Source organism: Pectobacterium sp. CFBP8739 (assembly GCF_013449375.1).
Taxonomy (GTDB): domain Bacteria; phylum Pseudomonadota; class Gammaproteobacteria; order Enterobacterales; family Enterobacteriaceae; genus Pectobacterium.
Map to the genome: position 1 here is coordinate 17,851 of NZ_JACDRR010000023.1, position 23,878 is coordinate 41,728.

The 23,878-nt window shown below is 47.9% G+C and carries 21 protein-coding genes; 14 read left to right on the top strand and 7 right to left on the bottom strand.

The annotated features are described in order from the left end of the window. The first annotated feature begins 55 nt into the window (after positions 1-55). The 7 genes from mnmE (at position 56) to H0247_RS16405 (ending at position 11,237) form a co-directional block, all read left to right on the top strand. Positions 56-1,420 (top strand): tRNA uridine-5-carboxymethylaminomethyl(34) synthesis GTPase MnmE, encoded by a 1,365-nt coding sequence (gene mnmE, locus H0247_RS16375; RefSeq protein ID WP_180743497.1) that lies wholly within the window; start codon positions 56-58, stop codon positions 1,418-1,420. Positions 1,421-1,536: 116 nt separating this feature from the next. Continuing rightward, positions 1,537-3,102 (top strand): type I restriction-modification system subunit M, encoded by a 1,566-nt coding sequence (locus H0247_RS16380; protein WP_180743498.1) that lies wholly within the window; start codon positions 1,537-1,539, stop codon positions 3,100-3,102. Further along, on the top strand, positions 3,092-4,276 hold the full coding sequence (locus tag H0247_RS16385; RefSeq protein WP_180743499.1) for a restriction endonuclease subunit S: 1,185 nt from the start codon (positions 3,092-3,094) through the stop codon (positions 4,274-4,276). The genes H0247_RS16380 and H0247_RS16385 overlap by 11 nt, the downstream gene beginning before the upstream one ends. A 1-nt stretch (position 4,277) precedes the next feature. Beyond that, positions 4,278-6,167, top strand: a complete 1,890-nt coding sequence (locus tag H0247_RS16390) for an ATP-binding protein (protein WP_180743500.1) — start codon at positions 4,278-4,280, stop codon at positions 6,165-6,167. Position 6,168: 1 nt separating this feature from the next. Then, the gene (locus H0247_RS16395; protein ID WP_180743501.1) at positions 6,169-7,173 is read left to right on the top strand and encodes a virulence RhuM family protein; all 1,005 of its coding nucleotides are present in this window, start codon (positions 6,169-6,171) and stop codon (positions 7,171-7,173) included. Continuing rightward, positions 7,170-10,469, top strand: a complete 3,300-nt coding sequence (locus H0247_RS16400) for a type I restriction endonuclease subunit R (protein ID WP_180743502.1) — start codon at positions 7,170-7,172, stop codon at positions 10,467-10,469. Before H0247_RS16395 ends, H0247_RS16400 begins: the two co-directional genes overlap by 4 nt. Positions 10,470-10,517: 48 nt before the next feature. After that, a complete protein-coding gene (locus H0247_RS16405; protein ID WP_180743555.1) occupies positions 10,518-11,237 on the top strand; it encodes a M48 family metallopeptidase in 720 nt (239 codons plus the stop codon). Between the two features lie 209 nt (positions 11,238-11,446). Here the strand turns inward: H0247_RS16405 and H0247_RS16410 are convergent, their stop codons facing one another. Together H0247_RS16410 and H0247_RS16415 are read right to left on the bottom strand one after the other, a co-directional pair. Continuing rightward, a complete protein-coding gene (locus H0247_RS16410) occupies positions 11,447-11,851 on the bottom strand; it encodes a DoxX family protein (RefSeq protein WP_180743503.1) in 405 nt (134 codons plus the stop codon). A gap of 170 nt (positions 11,852-12,021) precedes the next feature. Then, the gene (locus tag H0247_RS16415) at positions 12,022-12,603 is read right to left on the bottom strand and encodes an NAD(P)H-dependent oxidoreductase (RefSeq protein ID WP_180743504.1); all 582 of its coding nucleotides are present in this window, start codon (positions 12,601-12,603) and stop codon (positions 12,022-12,024) included. 366 nt (positions 12,604-12,969) lie between these two features. Here H0247_RS16415 and H0247_RS16420 point away from each other — a divergent pair, with 366 nt between their 5' ends. Continuing rightward, positions 12,970-13,869: a LysR family transcriptional regulator gene (locus tag H0247_RS16420; RefSeq protein WP_180743505.1), complete on the top strand. Its 900-nt coding sequence runs from the start codon at positions 12,970-12,972 to the stop codon at positions 13,867-13,869. A gap of 133 nt (positions 13,870-14,002) precedes the next feature. Here the strand turns inward: H0247_RS16420 and H0247_RS20055 are convergent, their stop codons facing one another. After that, the gene (locus H0247_RS20055) at positions 14,003-14,989 is read right to left on the bottom strand and encodes an AraC family transcriptional regulator (protein WP_219606793.1); all 987 of its coding nucleotides are present in this window, start codon (positions 14,987-14,989) and stop codon (positions 14,003-14,005) included. A gap of 182 nt (positions 14,990-15,171) precedes the next feature. On the opposite strand from H0247_RS20055, the gene H0247_RS16430 reads away from it, so the two are divergent. Then, positions 15,172-16,188 (top strand): SMP-30/gluconolactonase/LRE family protein, encoded by a 1,017-nt coding sequence (locus H0247_RS16430; protein ID WP_180743506.1) that lies wholly within the window; start codon positions 15,172-15,174, stop codon positions 16,186-16,188. Positions 16,189-16,410: 222 nt separating this feature from the next. On the opposite strand, the gene H0247_RS16435 is transcribed toward H0247_RS16430, so the two are convergent. Further along, positions 16,411-17,262 carry an SDR family oxidoreductase gene (locus H0247_RS16435; RefSeq protein ID WP_180743507.1) on the bottom strand — a complete coding sequence of 284 codons (852 nt, stop codon included), beginning with the start codon at positions 17,260-17,262 and terminating at the stop codon, positions 16,411-16,413. A gap of 128 nt (positions 17,263-17,390) precedes the next feature. Between H0247_RS16435 and H0247_RS16440 the strand changes: the two genes are divergently transcribed. Together H0247_RS16440 and H0247_RS16445 are read left to right on the top strand one after the other, a co-directional pair. Further along, positions 17,391-17,783 carry a helix-turn-helix domain-containing protein gene (locus tag H0247_RS16440; protein ID WP_180743508.1) on the top strand — a complete coding sequence of 131 codons (393 nt, stop codon included), beginning with the start codon at positions 17,391-17,393 and terminating at the stop codon, positions 17,781-17,783. An 82-nt stretch (positions 17,784-17,865) separates the two neighbouring features. Next, the gene (locus H0247_RS16445) at positions 17,866-18,090 is read left to right on the top strand and encodes a hypothetical protein (RefSeq protein ID WP_255434001.1); all 225 of its coding nucleotides are present in this window, start codon (positions 17,866-17,868) and stop codon (positions 18,088-18,090) included. 116 nt (positions 18,091-18,206) lie between these two features. Here the strand turns inward: H0247_RS16445 and H0247_RS16450 are convergent, their stop codons facing one another. From H0247_RS16450 to H0247_RS16460, 3 genes are read right to left on the bottom strand one after another with little or no spacing between them, the layout of a single operon-like run. Beyond that, positions 18,207-18,866: a DUF799 domain-containing protein gene (locus tag H0247_RS16450; protein ID WP_180743509.1), complete on the bottom strand. Its 660-nt coding sequence runs from the start codon at positions 18,864-18,866 to the stop codon at positions 18,207-18,209. After that, positions 18,863-19,222 (bottom strand): DUF4810 domain-containing protein, encoded by a 360-nt coding sequence (locus H0247_RS16455; RefSeq protein ID WP_010281265.1) that lies wholly within the window; start codon positions 19,220-19,222, stop codon positions 18,863-18,865. The genes H0247_RS16450 and H0247_RS16455 overlap by 4 nt, the downstream gene beginning before the upstream one ends. A gap of 18 nt (positions 19,223-19,240) precedes the next feature. Then, entirely contained in the window at positions 19,241-19,912 is a 672-nt protein-coding gene (locus tag H0247_RS16460) for a CsgG/HfaB family protein (RefSeq protein WP_014917138.1), read from the bottom strand. Positions 19,913-20,354: 442 nt separating this feature from the next. On the opposite strand from H0247_RS16460, the gene aegA reads away from it, so the two are divergent. The 3 genes from aegA (at position 20,355) to H0247_RS16475 (ending at position 23,830) form a co-directional block, all read left to right on the top strand. Further along, on the top strand, positions 20,355-22,379 hold the full coding sequence (gene aegA / locus H0247_RS16465) for a formate-dependent uric acid utilization protein AegA (RefSeq protein WP_180743510.1): 2,025 nt from the start codon (positions 20,355-20,357) through the stop codon (positions 22,377-22,379). Continuing rightward, positions 22,376-22,897, top strand: coding sequence for a 4Fe-4S dicluster domain-containing protein (locus H0247_RS16470; protein ID WP_180743511.1), 522 nt, complete (start codon positions 22,376-22,378; stop codon positions 22,895-22,897). The genes aegA and H0247_RS16470 overlap by 4 nt, the downstream gene beginning before the upstream one ends. A gap of 189 nt (positions 22,898-23,086) precedes the next feature. After that, entirely contained in the window at positions 23,087-23,830 is a 744-nt protein-coding gene (locus H0247_RS16475) for a 4'-phosphopantetheinyl transferase superfamily protein (protein ID WP_180743512.1), read from the top strand. Positions 23,831-23,878 lie beyond the last annotated feature (48 nt).

Below are 23,878 nucleotides of genomic sequence, written 5' to 3' on the forward strand. Positions count from 1 at the left end.
AGCCAACGACACGTAAAATAGCCTGCCAGACAGGCATCAATGCAGAGAGAACATCATGAGTAATACCGACACCATCGTCGCCCAAGCCACGCCACCGGGACGCGGAGGCGTGGGTATTTTACGCATTTCAGGACAGGCGGCCACAGACGTGGCGTATGCCGTTCTGGGTAAGCTCCCTAAGCCGCGTCACGCCGATTATCTGCCGTTCCGTGATGCCAACGGGACCACACTCGATCAGGGTATCGCCCTCTGGTTTCCCGGTCCGAATTCCTTTACTGGTGAAGACGTACTGGAACTTCAGGGTCACGGCGGTCCGGTTATTCTTGATTTGCTCCTGCAACGTATTCTGACACTGCCCAACGTGCGCATTGCACGCCCTGGCGAATTCTCTGAACGTGCCTTCCTGAACGACAAACTCGATCTCGCGCAAGCGGAAGCCATCGCCGATCTGATTGACGCCAGTTCGGAGCAAGCCGCTCGCTCAGCGCTGAACTCTCTGCAAGGCGTATTCTCCACTCGTATAAATCAGTTAGTGGAAGCACTCACTCACCTGCGAATCTACGTCGAAGCGGCCATCGACTTCCCAGATGAAGAGATCGACTTTCTCTCCGATGGCAAAATTGAAGCGCAGTTAAATGGTGTGATGGCCGATCTGGATGCCGTCAGAGCCGAAGCCCATCAAGGTAGCCTGTTGCGTGAAGGAATGAAGGTCGTAATTGCAGGTCGTCCTAATGCCGGTAAATCCAGCCTACTCAATGCGTTAGCCGGTCGTGATGCAGCGATTGTTACGGATATTGCCGGAACCACGCGCGACGTACTACGTGAACACATCCACATCGACGGTATGCCGCTACACATCATCGACACCGCCGGACTACGCGATGCCAGCGATGAAGTCGAACGTATTGGTATTGAGCGCGCCTGGCAGGAAATCGAACAAGCCGATCGCGTGCTATTCATGGTGGACGGCACCACGACGCAAGCGACGCAACCAGAGCAAATCTGGCCCGAATTTATGGCACGCCTGCCAAAAACACTACCGATTACCGTAGTGCGCAATAAAGCAGACATCACAGGCGAGACGCTCGGCATAGAAGATGTGAACACCCACTCACTTATTCGTCTTTCTGCCCGCACAGGTGAAGGCGTGGACACGCTGCGCAACCACCTTAAACAGAGCATGGGGTTCACCAGCAACACCGAAGGCGGTTTCCTGGCGCGACGTCGCCACCTGCAAGCATTGGAACTAGCAGCACAGCACCTGATTCAAGGGAAAGAGCAACTGGTGAGCGCCTACGCAGGCGAACTGCTGGCAGAAGAACTGCGGCTGGCGCAGCAGTCCCTGAGTGAAATCACCGGTGAATTCACCTCTGACGACCTGCTAGGCCGCATTTTTTCGAGTTTCTGTATCGGCAAATAATGTTGAGTTTGTAAGCGTCCACTCACTTCCACTGACCCCGCATGGCAGATTGTTGTGCGGGTAAGATCAAACCTAATGCATATGTAAACAGATTCAGTTAGGAAACCAGTCGTAAAATGAACGCAAAAATCAACCAAGACAGTATTAACAAAGCATTGTGGGCGGCTTGCGACACTTTCCGCGGAACTATCAGCGCAGACACCTATAAAGACTTCATCCTCACCATGTTGTTCCTTAAGTACATTTCTGACGTATGGCAGGATCATTACGATGGTTACAAAGCACAGTACGGTGATGAACCAGAGCTCATCGAAGAAATGATGAAGAATGAGCGTTTTGTCATCCCAGATGTAGAAATTAGAGACAATAAAGGTAATTTGAAGGAAGTATTCAGAGCAAACTTTTATGCCTTGTATGAACGTCGTCATGAACCGGGCAATGGTGAGCGCATCGACCAAGCATTGCACGCCATTGAAGAAGCCAATGGCACCAAACTCAAAGATGCTGGGAAAAGCGTGTTCCAAGATATCTCTTTCAATACCGACCGCTTAGGTGAAGAGAAACAGAAAAACAGCATCTTGCGTTATCTGCTGGAAGACTTTGCCAAGCCAGATCTCAACCTCAAACCTAGTCGCGTCGGTACACTGGATGTGATTGGTAACGCCTACGAGTACTTAATCAAAAACTTTGCCGCCAGTGGCGGCCAAAAAGCTGGCGAGTTTTATACGCCGCCAGAAGTCAGTGACTTGATTGCTGAACTACTTGAGCCACAACCAGGCGACAGCATCTGCGATCCAGCATGTGGTTCTGCATCACTGTTGATGAAGTGTGGCAGTAAAGTCCGCAGCAACTTTGATAGTAAGAATTATGCCCTCTATGGACAGGAGGCTATTGGTTCTACTTGGTCACTGGCCAAGATGAATATGTTTCTACACGGCGAAGACAACCACAAAATCGAATGGGGCGACACCATTCGCAATCCTAAGTTACTGGATAAAAACGGCGACTTGATGTTGTTTGATATCGTGACCGCTAATCCGCCGTTTTCTTTGGATAAATGGGGCCATGAAGACGCGGAAAAAGACAAGTTCAGCCGTTTCCGACGAGGCATACCGCCAAAAACCAAAGGCGACTATGCCTTCATTCTGCATATGATTGAGACACTTAAACCGAAGACGGGTCGTATGGGAGTCGTTGTTCCCCACGGCGTGCTGTTCCGTGGCTCTACAGAAGGCAAAATCCGCCAGAAACTGATCGATGAAAATCTACTGGATGCTGTAATTGGTCTGCCAGAGAAGCTGTTTTACGGGACCGGTATTCCAGCCGCGATTCTGATTTTCAAAAAAGAGAAGATCGATGACAACGTGCTGTTTATCGATGCCTCACGCGAATTTAAATCCGGTAAAAATCAGAACCAGCTTAGCGAAGATAATATTGCCAAGATCGTCGCAACCTACAAAGCGGGAGAAAACGTCGATAAATACGCCTATCTTGCCAGCCTGAAAGAGATCCAAGATAACGACTATAACCTCAATATTCCGCGTTATGTCGATACCTTTGAGGAAGAGGAAGAGATCGACCTGCTGGCCGTGCGAGCAGAACGCGAACAGCTCAAAGCTCAACTGACTGAGCTGGAAACCGAGATGGCGAAATATCTTGAGGAGTTGGGTTATGGTGCCTGAAGGTTGGAGTAAAACATACCTCAAAAATATTATCAGCGGTACGATTAAGAACGGGTATTCACCACTGCCAGCAGCAAATACAACTGGCTATTGGGTAATGGGCCTAGGCGCACTAACCGACAATGGTATAAACCCTACGGAGATTAAACCCGTCGAGCTTGATGCCAAAGTAAAACAAGCTTTGCTTACCAACGGTGACTTTCTTATTAGTCGCTCAAATACACCTGATAAAGTTGGGCGCTCGATTAGGTTTAAAGGCGAGATTGAAAACTGCTCGTATCCTGATCTCATGATGAAATTTCGTGTTGATCCTGAAAAAGCAGACCCCAATTTCGTGGAGTTCAAACTATCGTCTCGAGAAATTAGGCAGTATTTCAAGAGTTGTGCTGCTGGTAGTAGTAGCACAATGGTAAAAATCAACAAATCTGCTGTTGAAAATACACCTCTTTTACTTCCGTCTTTTTTAGAACAAAAGAAAATAGCCCAAATTATCTCCACCTGGGATAAGGCCATCACCACCACAGAACAACTACTCACCAACGGCCAGCAGCAGAAAAAAGCTCTGATGCAACAACTGCTCACCGGCAAAAAGCGCCTGCTGGATAAGAATGGGGTTAGGTTTAGTGGAGGGTGGGAAAGCAATCATCTCAAAAAGCTCCTCCAAATATCAAAGGGGAATCAACTTAATAAAGACACTCTCTCAAAATCTGGTGAATACGCGGTGATAAATGGCGGCATTGAGCCTTCTGGATATACGAACGAATACAATACGGAAGCTAACACCATCACAATCAGCGAAGGTGGAAATTCTTGTGGTTTTGTAGGATTCCAATCAACCAGATTTTGGTGTGGTGGTCATTGCTACGCAATTAAGAACCTGAAAATTGACTTGAACTTCACATACCAACTGTTGAAGTTCAATCAATCCAAGATCATGAGACTTCGCGTTGGATCTGGTCTTCCTAATATCCAAAAGAAAGATTTGGAATCACTATCGGTTGAACATCCTATTTCACGAGAGGAACAACAAAAAATCGCCGCAGTGTTGTCCACTGCCGATCAGGAAATCACTGCCCTACAACAAAAGCTGAATGCCTTAAAGCAAGAAAAGAAAGCGCTGATGCAGCAGTTGTTGACAGGTAAACGACGGGTAAAAATTGAGGAGGCCGCCTGATATGGATGAATTTACCCCCGCGGAATTACTGGAGCAACTGCGTCAACTGGATGAACAACCCCGCATAGAAGCCAAGCGGGCCAGTGACATTGGTCAGTCGGTGATGCAAACCATTTGTGCCTTTGCCAATGAACCCGGGCTTGGTGGTGGCTATTTGCTGTTAGGTATTGATGAACCGAATACCCCTGATGAAACCTTCAGCGTTTGTGGGGTAACCGATGCAGATGCATTATTAAATACCATCCAGAGTAACTGCCGTGAGCAGTTCGAAGCCCCCATTCCGGTGCAAGGTGACGTTACCCAGTTGGAAGGCAAAAAAGTGATTCGCCTATTTGTGCCAGAGCTGGAGCCAGCGGCTAAGCCTTGTACCTTTAAGGGGAAATTCGATAGCAAAAATAAGCGTAAAACAGGGGTGTGGCGACGCGGGTTGAATGGGGATTACGAATGTAGCCAGCAAGAGCTGGAACCGCTGTTATTAGCCAAAAGCGGCATGAGTTATGAGCAGGTACAACTTGCCGATGCAGAATGGGATGATTTAGATCCTTCTGCCATCGCTTTATACCGCACATTGCGCGCCAAAGTACGCCCTTTTGCTGAAGAGTTACAAGCATCTGATAATGAAATGCTTTATGCCCTGAATCTGGTCAAGAAACAAGGCGACAAATGGGTACCTAATATTGCAGGGTTACTGTTGATGGGTAAACCATTGGCACTACGCCGTCTGTTACCAGCTGTACGCGTTGATTATGTACGAATTAATGGCACTCAATGGGTAGAAGACCCAGAGCAGCGTTTTGCTATTACGCTCGATATACGCGAACCACTACTAAGACTCATTCCAAAGCTTGAAGCCACCATTAGCGATGATCTGCCTCGCCATTTTCGACTGAAAGACGGCAGTACACAGCGTAGTGATGAGCCATTATTACCCCATAAGGTGATCCGTGAGGCGGTCGTCAACGCAGTAATGCATAGAGATTATCAGGTCAATCAACCGATTCTGGTTGTACGCTACAGTAACCGTATTGAAATTCGTAATGCGGGCTATTCTCTAAAGCCAGAGATCGCTCTGGGTGATATGGGGTCAAAACTGCGCAATCCCGTCATTGCCGCCGTTCTTTACGATTTAAGCTTTGCCGAAACCAAAGGATCCGGTATTAAAACCATGCGACGGTTGCTTGAGCAAGCTGGTTTAACCGCGCCGGTATTTATCAGTAAAGTGATTGAAAATGAGTTTGTTGCAACCTATTTGCTTCATCAGTTGTTAGGTGAAGAACAGTTGAACTGGTTACAACAATTTGCAGAGTTACATTTAACCGATAATGAAGCCAAAGCCCTACTGCTCGCCAAAGAAACGGGGGCGGTTGATAATGCAGGTCTTCGAGCTATTTCAGGGTTAGATACATTATCGGCAAGCCAACTACTGCGAAAATTGCACCATCAGTACCATTTGCTGGAGCAAGGTGGCGCAGGTCCGGCAACGTATTACCAGTTAACGTTACCATTGCAAAATGATGATCAGTTACCACTGTTTTCAACGCATGAAGCAGCGAATGAGACGTCAAATACGAGTGACTTTCCTGTTCCGGATGAACTCACTCAAAGGATTGAACAACTCACATCAAAAGCCCGTAAGGACAAACTTTGGCCAATCATTGTTTGGCTATGTGCTTTACGTCCCTATAAAGCCGAACAACTGGCCACGCAATTAACACGTAAAGAAACCCCCTTGAAGCACAATCATTTGAATGTGCTCAGAGAGCAAGAAGGTTTGATCGATTATCTCCATCCAGAAGTAGTCAATCATCCCAACCAAGCTTACCGCACAACCGCAAAAGGGCTTCAGTGGCTTAAAGCCCATGGCATTGATATTGATAGGGGGATACGTTGATATGGATAACGATCTCATCCTCTATACAACTGATGATGGCCAATCGCAGTTAGTGCTACGCGAATTAGGTGGTCAGGTATGGCTTACTCAGTTAGAAATAGCGGAGTTGTACCAAACCAGCAAACAGAATATCAGTAAGCATGTTAAAAGCGTTTTGTCAGACGGGGAGCTGGCTGAAGGGGCAGTTGTCAACTCAAAGTTTACAACTGCCGCTGATGGTAAAGAATACCTAACTCAGCTTTATGCACTACCTATGATCATCGCAGTCGGCTACCGAGTACGTTCTACCCGTGGCACCCAGTTTCGGCAATGGGCCACCCGTACCCTTGCGGAATACCTAGTAAAAGGCTTCGCCATGGATGACGAACGTCTTAAAGATCCTCGATGGGACTACTTCGATGAGCTGCTTGAACGCATTCGCGACATACGTTCATCGGAGAAGCGTTTCTATCAAAAAATCCGTGATTTGCTGGCGCTGTCTGAAGACTACCGAGCAAACGAAAAAGAAACAGGATTATTGTTTGCCGAGGTTCAGAACAAACTCTTCTTCGCTGTCACAAACCATACTGCCGCTGAACTGGTTGTTGAACGTGCAGACTCATCCAAGCCCAATATGAACCTAACCAGCTTTGCGGGTAATAAGGTTCGTAAAGCCGATGTCGTAATTGCTAAAAATTACCTACAAGCAGACGAATTGGAAAACCTGAATCGCTTGGTCAGCATGTTCTTCGAGTTCGCCGAGTTTAGGGCAAAAAACAAAGCTCACCTTCGCTTGCAAGATTGGCGTGAGTACGTCGATAAGTTTATGGACTTTAATGAGCAACCCCTGCTCAACAGCGCTGGGCGCATCAGCCGAAAACAGATGGAGCAAATCGCTCACAAACATTATGAGACTTTCAACTTGCAGCGCAACAAACTGGAAGCTCTGGCGGAAGATGAAAAAGAACTTAAAGAGCTGGAACGGTTGGAGGAGCGTCTAAGCCAGAAAAGGAAGCAAGCAAAATGACCCTGCACACGCCCAAATTTCAAGAAGAGTACAGTGCTAAGCTACCGGCCCTGACATTACTAACCAACTTAGGGTGGTCTTTTCTTGCGCCTGAACAGACATTAGTTGCTCGTGGTGGAAAAACTGATGAGGTCGTGCTTCGGCAGGTGCTTCGTAGTGAACTGCAAAAACGTACTTTTATCTTTGCGGGAAAAAGCTACCCATTGTCAGAGAAGTCTATCGACAACTTAATTGCTGAAGTGTGCAGCCCTAGGTTAAATGAGGGGTTATTAACCGGCAACGAACGCCTGTACAACCATCTGTTGTACGGCATTTCTGTCACAGAGTTTGTTGAAGGCAAAAAGGCCAACATAACCATTGCACTGATTGATTGGCAGACCCCTAGCAATAATAGCTTTATATTTACCGAAGAATTTACTGTTACCCGCTCTGGAGGAGTCGGCTCTTCATTTCAAGACAAGCGCAGACCGGATATTGTCTGCTTTGTAAACGGTATTCCTCTGGTTGTGATAGAGGCTAAGCGCCCTGATGGTAATGCGAAAAAAGGCCCAACCATTGACGAAGGTATTTCGCAAAGCCTGCGTAACCAGCGCCATGATGAAATCCCCTTATTGTTCGCCTATAGCCAGATACTGCTAGCTATCAATGGCAATGAAGGTCGCTATGGCACCTGCGGCACCCCCGCTAAATTTTGGGCGGTCTGGCGAGAAGAAGACATTTCAGACGCTGAAATGTATACCATTAAGAATAAAAAACTATCTGAAGCGCAAGTTACGAGCTTGTTTAGCCATCGTTCGGATAAGGATTTGGATTGGTATCGAAGCCTTGTGGCAGCAGGCAACTTAGCAGTAACCGGCCAGGATAAATTACTTATCAGCTTACTCACTCCATCGCGCTTATTGGAAATGACGCGTTACTTTACGCTGTTTGATAAGAAAATCGGCAAAATTGTTGCCCGTTATCAACAAGTGTTTGGTATTAAAAGACTCATTGAGAGAATAAATACTCACAACATCCATGGTGGCCGTGAAGGTGGCGTTATCTGGCATACCACCGGCTCAGGAAAGTCGTTCACTATGGTGTTTTTAAGTAAGGCACTCATTCTACACGATAGTCTGAAGCAGTGCCGAATAGTGGTGGTAACCGACCGTGTAGACCTAGAAACTCAGCTCAGTAAAACTTTTGCCTCAGGAGGAGAACTAGCGGGTAAAAAAGATAAAGCTGCCGCATTGGCCACATCGGGCAAACGCTTAGCGCAACAGATTGGTGAAGGAACAGAGCGTATCATCTTCTCCTTGATTCAGAAATTTAATACCGCTACTAAACTGCCAGAGTGCACCAATACCAGCTCGGACATCATTGTGTTGATTGATGAAGGTCACCGTAGTCAAGGCGGTGAAAACCATGTTCGCATGAAGCAGGCACTACCCAACGCTGCATTCGTAGCCTTTACTGGCACCCCGTTATTAAAAGACGATAAAACAACCAATAAGTTTGGTCCGATAGTACATGCCTACACAATGCAACGCGCTGTAGAAGACAAAACGGTCACGCCATTACTTTATGAAGAACGTATTCCTGATCTGGACGTCAATGAGCGAGCTATCGACAGTTGGTTCGAACGTATCACAGAGGAGCTTTCAGAGGAGCAAAAAGCCGATCTCAAACGTAAATTTGCCAAAAAAGGTCAAGTATACGGCGCAAATGATCGCATTCGTTTAATTGCTCTGGATATAGCCAATCACTTCATTAAAAACATTGATGATGGTTTAAAAGGACAATTAGCCTGCGACAGCAAATCCTCCGCCATCAAGTATAAAAAATACCTTGATGAAGCCGGTTTATTCGAGTCAGCGGTAGTAATGAGTCCACCTGACAGCCGAGAAGGAAATACCTCTGTTGATGATAAAGCCACACCAGAAGTCACATTGTGGTGGAAAGAGAATGTCGGTAACCAAGACGAGCAGGCCTATACCAGACAAATCATCGAGCGATTTGCTGACGAAAACGACCCGCTAAAAATGCTGATTGTGGTCGATAAACTGCTGACAGGTTTTGATGAACCCCAAAATGCGGTGTTATACATCGATAAGTTATTAAGAGAACACAATTTGATTCAGGCCATCGCTCGGGTTAATAGACTACATCCGAAGAAGAAATTTGGCTTGCTGATTGATTATCGGGGCATTCTTGCAGAGTTAGATACCACAATTGCTAAATATCAGGATCTCGCAGCTCGCACTCAGGGTGGCTATGACATCAATGATATAGCTGGTCTCTATAATCAAATGAGCACTGAATACAAGCGATTACCTCAGCTATACAAACAGCTGTGGGCCATTTTTGATGGCGTAAAAAATAAGAATGATATTGAACAATTACGCCAGGTATTAGTTCCCAAAATAGAAGATCAAAATGGCGAGTTAGTTGATGTAAACCTCAAGGTTCGCGAAGACTTCTATGAAGCCTTAACCGCTTTCGCTAGCTGTTTAAAAGTCGCCTTGCAGTCAGCAACCTTCTTTGAAGATAAAAGCTTTAGCGATGATGACCGCCGTCACTATAAGGAAACAGTGAAGCAATTTTCTAGTCTGCGTCACTTAGTACAACAAGATGCCGGTGAAAAAATTGATTACGACGAATATGCCGAACAAGTGAAAAAACTACTGGATAAGCATGTTGTCGGTGTCGAAGTCAAAGAACCTGACGGTGTGTACGAAGTTGGGAAAATGGGACAGAAGCAGCAACCTGAAGACTGGAGCGAAGATAAAACTCGTAACGAAACTGACATTATCAAAACTCGCGTTACGCGAATGATTGAACAAGATTTACACGATGATCCTTACGCTCAGGAGGCCTTCTCAAAACTGTTGCGTCAAGCTATCGAAGACGCTGAGAAGTTGTTTGACCACCCTTTGAAACAATACATGCTATTTCGTGAATTTGAAGAACAAGTTCATGACCGACGCCTGAATGAAATTCCTGATGTTTTTTCTGGAAATCATCATGCACAGGCTTATTTTGGCGTGCTCAAGAAGGTATTACCTGAAGCCTTTGCTGTTCAGGATCAACAAGTCCAGGACAAATGGGTCAAACTAGCCTTTGAAGTTGATGAGGCCGTTGATATTTCAGTTGCAGAGAACTCCATAAATTCACAAAACATTGAAGCCGATATCCGTAAGAAGTTGCTGCCAAAAATGTTCCAAGAGTGCAAAGCAATTGGTGGAGGTATGGATCAAGCCAAGAAAATTGTTGAGATGGTCGTGCAGATTACGCGCGTCGGATTGAGCGGCCTCTAAAGCCATTGAGTAACCATGAATGTTCCCATTAAACAAAACGGTCATATGATGAACTTTCACTACGGTGATGAACAAATCGCTTTTGAGCGAGTTGTTCGCCAACAGGCAAGCGATAAAGTATTGATTAAGGTATATCCTGATTGTCGTGTGGTCGTATCAGCCCCTACGGATGCTGATAATGATGCTGTGCTTAATGCCGTTAAAAAACGGGGACGTTGGATATACGAGCAGTTGCGGGATTTTCGTAAGCAATTGGAGTATACCTTGCCAAGAAAGTACATCAGTGGCGAAAGCCACTATTATCTCGGAAAACAATATTTACTTAAGGTTATAGAAGCCCCAAATAGTGTTCAGTGTGTCAAATTACTACGTGGAAAACTCGAAGTATCCGTACGTGTTAAAAGTGCTGAGAAAGTCAAAGAGCTTCTAACAGACTGGTACAAAGCGCGGGCTAAAGAAATCTTTGCTAAACGTCTTGATGCCGTTCTTGAACAAGCCTTATGGGTAGCAGAACGGCCTCCGCTGCGTATTCAGACCATGCAAACCCAATGGGGCAGTTGTTCTCCAAATGGTAGAATTACGTTGAATCCCTATTTGGTTAAAGCGCCCAGAGAATGTATTGATTACGTGGTATTACACGAGCTATGCCACTTAGCGGAGTTTAACCACAGTGAAAGGTTCTATCGCCTTATGACACAAGTCATGCCTCAATGGGAAAAGGTCAAAGAACGCTTAGATGGGATGGCTAATATCATCTTTCTCAGCTGATTGCATCGCTACTCATATCTTTTGAGGCCATAGCGATCAGCTAAATACCAAGACAGTTGGCACTCCCGGTTGATGTTGGCGGCTTGTGTTTCCCGTTCAGACTTCAATATAACCCCGCCTACGGCGTTCGATGTGACGTATGATGCCTGCCATTACCGCCGCGGCTTTTTTCCCAATAAATCAGGCAAGCATCCTTATTAAATGCGGTATTAAGACCTTCGTAATTTACTTGCGATGGTTGCCGCCATCAGTCCACCAATGACGGACATGTGCTCAAGTGCAACATATAAAGATATCATGGCTCTCTCTTCAGGGAGAGACCAAAAATGATGGACAATCGCTATCGAGAGCAACAAAAAAGTAGCAAGAATGCCAGCGCCAAGCCAAATAGCCCGGTTAATGATTAACAATACCGAACCACTTATCAGCGTGATTATCGTTGCAATATTAAATAACCATGCTGGAGATAATCCCGCGTCTTGCATCTCAGCCATTCCGCCTTGAAAATCGAGAAGTTTCGCCAAGCCTGAAGACATAAAAACGACAGCCAAGAGCACTCTGGCAAGTAGCCAAAACCCATTACTGACTATTAATGAATCGATAAATTTAGACATGATTTTATACTCTCATCATCATTTAAGGTCGATACAATACAGAGAAAATACCGATTAACTATCAATGAATGATGTTCCATGCACTTAAGGCTTTAAAAGCACATGGAACACGCACCACGAATGGGAATATATTCGGATAACGATCAACTAACCTTATTAACCGTTTTAGATTACTTAATATATTCATCCATGTGTTGAAGATATCTTGCAACATCGCTGTCAATTTTCGGATTTTTCTCTACATCATTAGCAATAAATGTTGGCAATGGCGCCAAGCCCAAAAATTGATTCGCTTTATGGAAATGTAAATAAACGCCTTCAACGCCAACGCCTTCGAAAAACTGCTCAGGATCATCAAAGGCTTCCAGAGGTGCATTCCATGTAACAGATAGCATGTACTTTTTGCCTTGCAAAAGCCCCCCGCTACCATATTTTTTTGTCGCATCACTACGTGAACGGCCATCACTCGCATATAAAACACCGTGACCCGCGGTAAAGACCTCATCGAGATAGCGTTTGACAGTCCATGGTTCTCCCATCCACCAACCTGGCATTTGGAAAATAATGACATCACTGTTAGCTATTTTCTGCACTTCTTCGTCAGTTGAGTAGCCGTTGTCAACAACGGTCATGGACACGTTATGCCCTTTTGACGTCAGATGATCGTAAGCAAGATGGGCAAATTTATTATTAAGCTCACCTTTTGACAAAAGAAAATTTTTCGCACCGTTAATAATTAAAACATTACTCATATTACTATACTCAAATTGTTAAATTTAAAGTCACTGGATTCTTATTGCGTTTTCAGATAGTGAACCAAAGACACTGAATTGAGATATCCAGACCACACCCATTTCTAAATGGCTAGTTCCAGAAGTATTGAGAGAAATGAACAATTAAAAATATGTTTACCCGTATAAATTACAGGAATATATCTGTTAACACACCGTAATTCAGCCGCTTCATATATTTACGCCACTTTCTGCGAAAGTGCAGGTTTTTCTCATTTATCTATATTCCCACATCAAGCCGCTTCCAAGCATGGGCTTTATTGTATTGGGGTTGACTTGGTAGATAAAGATAGTATTTTTAAATAAATTGTTCCGGAAATCGAAACTATGGATGTATTGCAGTCGATGAGGACGTTCATCGCGGTTGTGGAAGCAGGCAGCTTCGTCGGTGCGATGACAACAGTGGGGCTTTCAAAACCAGCGGTATCGCGCCACATTGCCGAGCTAGAGGAACACTTAGGCTCTCGCCTGATCCAACGTACGACTCGACGACTGTCCCTTACGAGTGAAGGAATAACATATTATCAACGCTGTAAGGAGATTGTAGCGGCGGTACGCGATGCAGAGGCAGAAGTCAGTGCGAGCACGATAGAAGTTCAAGGGGAACTGAGAATTGGTGCCCCACAGACCTTTGGGGCTTTGCACCTCGCGGCATTGTGGGGGCGTTTTGCCGCCATACATCCTCAGATCACACTTGATGTCGTACTGTCAGATCGCATTGTCGATATTGTGGAAGAAAGCTATGACCTCTCGGTGCGTATCGCACGGCTGCCAGATTCCAGTCTGGTCAGCAGACTCTTGGCTCGTACCCGAATGGTGTTGTGTGCATCGCCAAAATATATTGCCAAACGTGGTTATCCCAAGACGCCGTTAGACCTCGTTAAGCACGATATCGTCGCTTATAGCTATTGGTCCTCAGGAAACACCTGGAGTTTTAACGGCCCTTCGGGAGACGTTAATGTACACGTACGACCACGTATTCAAACTAACAATGGAGACACCTGTCGAGCGGCCGCGCTCGATCACCAAGGCGTTGTTCTGCTCCCAGACTTTCTGATTTATGAAGCGCTACGTTCAGGTAAATTAGTCGAGTTACTGCCCGAATTTCACGCAGTCGAACTGGGTATATTCGCGATATACCCAACAAGGAAGCAACTTCCCCTCAAAGTAAGGCGGTTAATCGACTTTCTGGTGGAAGAATTCCGATCGCCCCCTTGGCAAAGGTGACGCTAACCGCAAAGACGGGAATCCTTTGTTAGGTAGATTGGCGCGGCCACATCTTCATAAAAATGTAAAATGACCGACGGGTTAGAAATCCTCACTAAAACGTCCGCGCTCCGTTGAGCCATCAACGCGGTACTTAACAAAATCCCGAGTGAATGTTTCTCAATCCGCGAGAAAGACTATCTGCTTCAAATTGCGTTGATGGATCCTGGCGGTATGACAATCGATGTGCCGTTGGCGACACGCCATATAGGCGTTTAAAAACGGTGCTAAATGTACTTTCAGAAGCATATCCAAGGCTATAAGCAAGGTGCTTGATAGGCTCATTGCTTAACCTAAGTGAACGGCTCGCCATGCGCATTTTCCATTGCGTGAGATAATGTATCGCTGTGGTTCCCGTTGATTTGATGAACAAGCGCGCAAATCCCGTCCGAGACATGCCGGCGATAGCCGCAAGCTCACTCAGTTGCCAATTTCGGCTCGGGTCTGAATGTATCGCGCCAAGAGCACGTAGGATGCGGGTATCTTTCAGCGCCGCAATCCAACCACTCGAACCAGCCTCCTCAGAAGTGAGCCAGCACCGTATCCCTTCTATCATAATCAGTTGCATTAAGTGATTACCCGCCAGCACGCCTCCTGGGCGTTGATGTTGGATTTCTTTATGCAGACTATCCATCAACCAGTTGAGCACAGAGGAGGAATCAGAACCATGATCAATAAAGATGACATCGGGTAATACATCCAAGAACCAACCCGATGCAATTTGATCAACCTCCATTTTGCCGGACAGAATAATACTGTCATCGCCGCCCAAATCAGCGATGCCATCCACAATGACATAATCAACATCTGGGAGCGGAACCGATGTAAGCGTCGGATCTGTTGCCAATAGAAACGGAGCAAATCGGGTCAATATGACACCATCGCCAGGGGCCAATTTGTGCCACGTGTTTTCCGTTTCCAGACGAAACCACAGCGCCCCTTTTCTCAAGGCCAGAAATTTCATCCCTGCGAACCCATCATACCTGATCGACCAGTTTGCCCCTGCGCGCTGTCCAATCGTGACATAACTGCGGGCATCGAGTAGATGTAAAACATCAGATAGGGGATCGATGGTACTCACACAAAAGCTCCTGCTACTTTAGACGATTAAAAGCGTACTTTTTTTGCGTTAAAGTCACAACATACCGAATTGGAGAGGCAAAATCATGCCTGTCATTTGTCGCTAATAACAGAATTGGCGCAGGTGTGTGTTTTGGGTCGATCCAATTGCATCATGTTTACATCGATTCAATAGGCTATCTCATGAAGAAAAAACTATTGGCCGGACTCATCGCCTTGTCTTTGATTCCCTCCCTCGCCAGCGCGACAGAGCAACAACTCAATTACCCAGCGGGTCATGCTGACGCCAATATCATCCCATTTCCTGACAACCAACTTCAGACGGCTCAGGCAGACTTGTGGCAAGTTATTACGAAAGATACCACCTTGATCGAAGGCCCTGCATTTGATACCCACGGCAACCTCTACCTGACCGACCTTTATCATGGGCAAGTCGTCAAAGTGGATAACCATAATAACGTTTCTATTGTCCACAGCAGTAAAGAATACGCACCTTGCTCAATCGCCATCACACAAGATGGGAAACTGGTGGTCGCCGCCGTCGCGTTTGATGGCAGCAAAGGGATGATTTTTTCAATGAATGCGGATGGCAGTGACATCCAAACCCTTGTTAATACGGATAAAGGCTTCCGCCCCAACGACATGGTGTTTGATAAAAATGGTGGGTTTTATTTTACTGATGCAAGCGGTAATAGCGGTGATCCGGCCGGAGGCGTTTACTATGTTTCCCCTGACTTTAAAACCGTGACGCCCATCCTTAAAAACTTGAGTGGCGGTAATGGCATCGCACTGTCACCCGATGGTAAAACCCTTTGGGTCGTTGAATTTTCTGCGGGCGTGTTACATCGCTTACTGATGCAGGATGCCACCCATATTCGTGCCTTTGGTGAAAACGTGGCCTATCGCTTCAACGGCCTGGTTGCAGACTCAATGAAAGCCGATAGCGACGGCAATCTTTATATTGCCCTGCATGGACAAGGGCGGGTGATTGTTCTCAACCAAAATGCCGTTCCCATCGGCCAAATCACCCTCGCTGGGCGAGACCAGGGCCACTATTTGCGCTCCACAAATTTGGCCTTCAAACCGGGAACCCGGGAAGTTTATATCACCTCAAGTAATGATGAAGATCTAAAAACCGGTAGTGCCGTATTTAAGGCCTATGGTTTTGCTCCGGCAATAAACGATTACTGGAAAAAGTAAAAGCACGGCTTCGGGATTACGATTCCTGATCGGTATAAAATGGGCGTTTCCGTGCGACGGAACGCCCATTTTCAGTTATTGCGCCACTTCTGTTATTGCACCAATGTAGAGGCCATCTTGATTTTAGCGTCTACCGACATCCTAACGGTTCCATCCACCGCACGAAAAGCAATCGGCCCAGAACTATCCCCGAGCCGATTTTTAAGCGTTACTTTTTAAAGGTTATTTCAACGTCGCTTTCACCACCGCTGACAACGGCGTGGTTGGGCGGCCAATCAAACGGCTCAGTTGCTTACCGCCATCGAACAGCCCACCTTTGGATGCGCCAGTGTCCGAATCCGCAATAATCTGCGCGAAACCCTCAGGTAGCCCGGCTGAAACCAGCGCGGCGGCAAACTCCGCTTCGGACAGATTTTGATAACCGATATTTTTTCCAGACTGTTTGCTGACTTCCGTCGCCAGCTCTGCCAGCGTGTAAGGCTCGTCGCCAGCCAGTTCATAAACCTTGCCTGCCTGCCCTTCCTGCGTCAGTACCGCGACCGCAGCGGCGGCGAAGTCTTCACGGGTTGCAGAGGTAATTTTGCCTTCGCCCGCGCTACCGATAAACACACCGTGTTCTAGCGCCGCAGGGATGCTGGCAGCATAGTTTTCGGTATACCAGCCGTTGCGCAGCAGAACATGTGGTAGACCAGAGGCTTTCAGAAACGCTTCAGTCTCACGGTGTTCCGTTGCCAGCGCCAGAGGCGATCTATCAGCATGCAACAGGCTGGTATATGCCACCAGTTTCACACCCGCTTTTACCGCAGCTTCAATAACATTGCGGTGTTGTGCCGCACGCTGACCGACTTCGCTAGAAGAGATCAGCAGTACCTTATCGACACCTTGCAGAGCGGAAGACAGCGCTTCTGGCTGGTTATAATCTGCCGCTCTCACCTGCACGCCTTTTGCCGATAAATCGGCAACTTTATTGACATCACGCACCAGCGCCACGATGTCGTTCGCCGGAACCTTCTCTAACAGTTGTGCGATAACCAAACGGCCCAGTTGGCCGGATGCACCAGTAATAGCAATCATCTCGAGCTCCTTTATTGACTGTCTTTATTAACCATCTTTTTTGTTAACCGTCTTTTGTTAACAAGAACTAGCTGGCATAATATCGGCAAAACTAACTTTAAGTAAGTACATACATAAAGATAAGTATAGTGAGTCAATCTAAAACGCCTATCGATTTATTGCCGCCCATTCTGCCAACTGGTGATGTCTTCGCTGAAAAATGTCCCTCTCGCCAGATACTTAACCACGTTACCAGCCGTTGGGGCGTACTGATTCTGATCGCATTACTGGATGATACACATCGTTTTAGTCAACTGCGTCGACGGATTGGCGGTGTGAGCGAGCGCATGCTGGCGCAGACTCTACAATGGTTGGAAAGTGATGGTTTTGTCCTGCGAACAGCCTATCCGGTTGTTCCGCCACATGTTGAGTATAGCCTCACCCCATTAGGCAAAGAGGTTGGCGTGCGGGTAAAAGAGCTGGCGATATGGGTCGAAGGGAATCTGGATAAGATTATGGCGACGCAGCAGTCAGACGAATAATCATCCATCTAACCATAATCAATGCGCCCCCCTTATACAAATCATCAGTCTAACCGTTATTGGCGCAGGCGTAGGCTCCACCATGACGGCTACATCGAGCACCATTATGCAGGTTGCGCCAGCATCAAAAGCGGGTATGGTGGCGTCGACCGAAGAGGTGTCCTATGAACTAGGGGGCGCAACGGGCGTGGCGCTGATGGGCAGCTTGCTGTCTTTCGCTTATTCTGCAACGTTTATGCTGCCCGCGGCCTTCGTCTGGACAACTCGCCATAATAAACAGCATCGTCATCAGGCCGCTGACCTATAGCACCGCTAACGCATCGGTTCAGACAATAAAAAACGCCGTTCAATCAAAAACGGCGTTGATGATGTAGCGACGTCTGACACTATAACGACGTACTGCAAGCTAACGATGTACTAAACTTAGTAGGTTTCTTTACCGTATTGCAATGAGCGAGGCCCGTACAGCATCCCGCGTGGATGGCCCGCCGCCAGCAGACGCGTGCTGGTCACGCCAGCAACATCGTGGCCTTTGTCGGAGATCGTGTCCGCAATCTGGTTCACCGCAGCCTGCACCAGAATACCGATGATGCCGCCATTAGCATTTGATTGCTGTTCGTTGCTGGACGCCGTTGCGCTTCCGCTCCACAACAGTTTTCCGGTACGCAGATCCACCAGACGCGCATCCGCAGAAACGCGGGTTTCGCTATTAATCACGATGTATGACGTGCCGTACTCTTTTACGTCCAGATACAGCGCAGCATCAGCACCAAAGATTTGATGCAGCTTCGTCGTACTCAGCGCATGAATATCCGCCGCGGTCGATAGACCATTCTGTTTGAACGTTTCGTCTACGACAGCGACAGGCAAGACGTAATAACCTGATTCCGCCAGCGGGTAGGTAACTTGTGAAAGCAGGCTATAGCTCGCTTTCACATCCGGCGAATGGTTAACCGGCGGCAATACCAGAATGGACTTAGGCTTGCTTTGCTTAAATGCCGTGTAGTCATAAGGCACGGGTTTAGCACAGCCGGTCAGCACCAGCGCAAAAACCAGACCACATAATCCTAAGAAACGATTCATTTAATGCTCCCTTTATTTTTACTCAACAGGAAGTCCATAAAAGGTGCTGATTCAGGGAATTTCGCTTTTTCAGTTTCAAACTGTTGGCGAGCTTCGCTATCACGGCCAGTGTTGGCGTACAGCAACCCAAGTTGAGCATAGAGTCCCGGCGGGACAGGTTTATTGGCGGCTTTCGCTTTTTCGATCGATTCATTCAAAGCAAGAATCTGCTGCTCTGGACCGACTTTATCTTGTTGATAGTAATCGTAAAGTGCCGGCTGATATTTGTCCCAGCTATAAATCGTTTTTGGCTGAGACGCACAGCCAGCTAATACTGTCGCAGCCAGTAGCAGGACAATTTTCTTATGAGATAACATGGTTATATTCCTATTCCCTTAGTTCGCTGGGCGCCAGGCACCGCTTTCAATTCCTGCAACCAGATTATTAACGGCCTCACGAATCGCCAAATCCAGCACTTTGCCGTTCAGCGTCGAGTCATAGCTAGCCGTGCCGCCAAAACCGATAATTTCACGGTTGGACAAGGTGTACTCACCCGCGCCCTGTACGGAATACACCACTTCAGACGTTTGCACGTTCACGATGTTCAACGTGGTTTTTGCGTAAGCAACCTGTGTTTTACCACGGCCTAGGATGCCCCACAGTTGATGGTCACCTACTTCTTTGCGACCAAACTCGGTCACATCGCCGGTAACAACATAGGTAGCGCCTTTCAGCGTCTGCGTTTGCCCTTTAATACCCGCTTCTGCTTTCAGCTCTTCCATATTGGTGCGATCCAACACGTTAAAGCGGCCACTCTGCTGAAGATGGCTAACAAGAATGGTCTTGGATTGATTACCTAAGCGGTCAACACCATCAGAAAAAATACCGTTCATGTAGTTAGAGCGGTTTTCAAATTTTCCGACGGAAATCGGGCTGCGAACGCCCTGATAAGGCGTACTGTAAGAAGTCACTTTTTGTGCTTCTACGGTACGGGAAGACTCTGTGGCACATCCGCTCAATAATGCAGCTGACATGAATACAGAACAAAGAACGACTTTTTTATTCATAACACTATCCCTTAGTGACAATCCATTAACCGGAGCAACGCTCTGTTATTGATTCATAATGAAAATGCCGTAAACGCGTTATTTAGCTGCAACACTGTTTTGATGCAACAGTGTTTTGCTGCATTTAAATAGCGTTAGACATTATGAGGAACGTAAGGAAAAGTAACGAGTTATTTCAGGGGGAAATGAACAAAAATAATGAAAATCAGAATTTTTACCCGAGATAATCCACTGTAAACCAGACAAAAAATAAGGTTATATGCAACCAGACCATTACTTTCGCATAACATTACAACTAACTGAAACGATTCAATAATTTTATTCGTAACACGTGTGAGATTTAACATTAACCGACTTTTTACCTGCTCTATATCAAAGTCAGGGGGGTATCCAACTATTAGGATAAAGGCCACGATCGAGGGATCCAGAGTGGGAAAAGGTAATGAACCGATTTGTTATTGCCAGTGCTCAAGACTGTATGGGGTGCCATGCATGCGAAATCGCCTGTGTCATTTCACACAATGACGAGCGCTATCCAGATAGCGCAGCGGTGTTTCAGCCCAGAATAAAAGCATTCAATACGCCAACGCTGCGGGCTGCCGTGACCTGCCGTCACTGTGAAGATGCGCCCTGCGCCAGCGTGTGCCCAACGCAGGCCTTGATCAGAAAAGACAATAGCATTCAGCTCGTTCAGGAAAAGTGCATCGGCTGCAAAAGCTGTGTACTGGCTTGCCCGTTCGGCGCAGTGTCGATGGTGACCAACCCTGCGAACAATAGCACCGTCGCCCATAAATGCGATCTCTGCGCTGATCGTCCCGAAGGACAAGCGTGTGTAGAAGCCTGTCCAACTCAGGCCTTACAGCTCGTCAGCGAGCAAACGTTAGCAGCTCGCCGTCAGGAAAAACAGCAGGTGATGGCGCTGCGTTCCTCCGCTCACTGGCAGCGTGAAACGCCCGTGATGAAAGCGCTGACGCCCCATCCGCTCAGTAAAAGGAAAAACTGGCCGCGCCGGGATGCCGAGAAAAAGCCGCTGACCCAGAGAACCTCCACGTTTGATGAAATCTATCATGGCTTCTCCATGCAGCAGACAGAAGATCAGGCAGACCGCTGCCTTTCCTGTGGCAAACGCGCAGTCTGCGAGTGGACCTGCCCGCTGCATAACAATATTCCTGAACTGCTGAATCTGGCCAAACAGGGGCGCATTCTTGAAGCCGTAGAGCTGTCGCACCAAACCAGCAGCCTGCCGGAAATCTGTGGCCGAGTGTGCCCGCAGGATCGGCTATGCGAAGGAGCCTGTACGCTAGGTAAGGAGTACGGGGCGATTACCATCGGTAACGTTGAACGCTACATTACCGACACGGCGATAAAAATGGGCTGGTCGCCCGATATGACGCATGTTGTTCCTAGCGGCAAACGCGCGGCTATCGTCGGTGCTGGCCCAGCAGGGTTAGCCTGTGCCGATGTGCTGGCGCGCAACGGTGTGCAGGCCGTGGTGTTCGATCGTCACCCAGAAATTGGGGGGCTGCTCACGTTCGGGATTCCGTCGTTCAAACTGGATAAAGAGGTGCTGATTCATCGCCGTGAAGTATTCAGCGCGATGGGAATCGAATTCCGGTTGAATACCGAAGTGGGGAAAGATATTTCTCTGGCTCAGCTGCTGGATGACTATGACACCGTGTTCCTCGGTGTAGGTACCTACCGCTCCATGAAGGCTAACATTGATAATGAAGAGGCTCCCGGCGTCTTCGATGCGCTCCCTTTCCTGATTGCCAATACCAAACACGTCATGGGTCTACCTGAATTAGAGGGTGAGCCTTATATCTCAATGGCGGGCAAGCGCGTCGTGGTGCTCGGCGGTGGGGATACCGCGATGGACTGCCTGCGTACATCCGTTCGGCAAGGCGCGGTATCCGTAACCTGTGCGTATCGACGTGATGAAGCCAACATGCCCGGCTCGAAAAAAGAGGTGAAAAACTCCCGCGAAGAAGGCGTTGAGTTCCTGTTTAACGTCCAGCCGCAAAAAATCTGCCTCAATGAACAGGGTGACGTGTGCGGGATTAGTCTGATTCGCACCGAACTGGGCGAACCTGACGCCAGCGGCCGTCGTCGCCCGCGCCCGATTCCCGGTTCAGAATTCGTGCAGCCTGCGGAAGCCGTGATAACGGCATTTGGCTTTCAGTCACACAGCATGCCGTGGCTGGAAGACGCCGACATCGGTCTGGATAACTGGGGATACATCACCGCCCCGCTTGATAGTCAGATACCTTGCCAGACCAACCACCCGCGTATTTTTGCCGGTGGTGATGCCGTACGCGGTGCCGATCTGGTGGTAACCGCCATTGCCGACGGGCGCAAAGCCGCATTGGGCATGATTGCGACGATGGGGCTGACCGCCGTCACGGGTGCTATTCCCGCACACCCGCAGCGCCCTGAAACGCACGCAACTCGCGAGGAGATCCGCTCATGAATCAATTTGTTATTGCCGAAGCAGAAAAATGTATCGGCTGCCGGACCTGTGAAATCGCTTGTGCGGTCGCCCATAGCGGAGGCCAAAGCGCGCAACTGCGGCCTTCTCACTTCTTTCCCCGCCTGAAGGTCGTCAAAAGCGCCAGCGTCAGCGTCCCTGTTCTTTGCCGTCAGTGTGAGAACGCCCCCTGTGCCAGCGTCTGCCCAAATGACGCGCTGGTGCGCGATCGGGACAGCATTCAGGTGATGCAGTCCCGCTGCATCGGCTGTAAAAGCTGTGTGGTCGCCTGCCCTTTCGGCGCCATTAATGTGGTGACAAAAGCGTCGAATGACGAAGGGGAAACGCATCTCACCCAAAGCGAGGTTCACAAATGCGACTTGTGCGTGGATGTTGCCCAGAGCCCGTCCTGCATTAGCGTGTGCCCGACATCGGCGCTGCGATTAGTGACCGCGGATGAGTTACGCAAGCAGACGCTGGAAAAACAGCGGCGTTCCGCACTGGGGTGGCCGAACCATTAAAACAGACTGGAAGGTGGCGAACAGGGAAGGATCGCCACAAAACATACGATGCAGAAAATTCGGTTTACCTAATTAATAATTATCGCCGATTTATCCATCGATTTTTCTTTAGTTCACATATTAGTCTGATAATATGCATGGGTAATGCTGGATAGGTTCCCATCTTTTATCACGATCACGGAGTGAACAATGACCTGCCATTTTGTCAGGTGGACAAGCACGGAAGCGCTTCCTGACTTACAAAGACTGCCCGATAGGCTCATCTCATCAACACAAGGTTTTTCAGCCAAACGCCGCGAGCGTTATCTGAAAAGTCGCGTGCTGCTGGCAGAGATGATGTTCTATTTTTTCGGCTATCCATTGTTACCCACATTGCTGGAGTCCCCTGAAGGACGCCCTTATTTTGCCGATCCCAACATGCCCAATTTCAGCATCGGCTATGCGGGCAATACCATCGCTATCCTATTGAGCGAAGAAGGGAGCGTGGGCATGGATATCGAAATCGTTCATGTCAGGCCAACAAATCAGGCTGTTCCACAGATGCAGGCGCAGACGCAGGCCGAACAGGCGTGGATCAATGCGCAGCGCGATCCGCTGGAAGCAGCAACGCAGCTCTGCACCATTCGCCAGTCATTGATGAAAATCCCTGGCGTAAACAGCAATCCTCCCAATAACCTGAAACTCCACCCCGCCTCTGGCAGGCTGCGTTCAACCTGTACCCCCGCCGTAGAAGTGATGAGCGATGTTGATGATTATCTTGCTTGGGCCTGCGCCCATATTCCTACACTTAACCGATTGATCATGTGGAAATATACATCGGCATCGGGTATGAGAAAATCGGGAGAAATTCTACAGCAGCAGCGCCAGTCTTTGCGCTATATGAAATTAACCAGTCATGCGATAGAAAAAGCCATCTCTACCGCCTCACTGTAGCCAGCCGCCGCGACACAGGCTGAGGCTCTGGGAAAGCCCCAGAGCCAC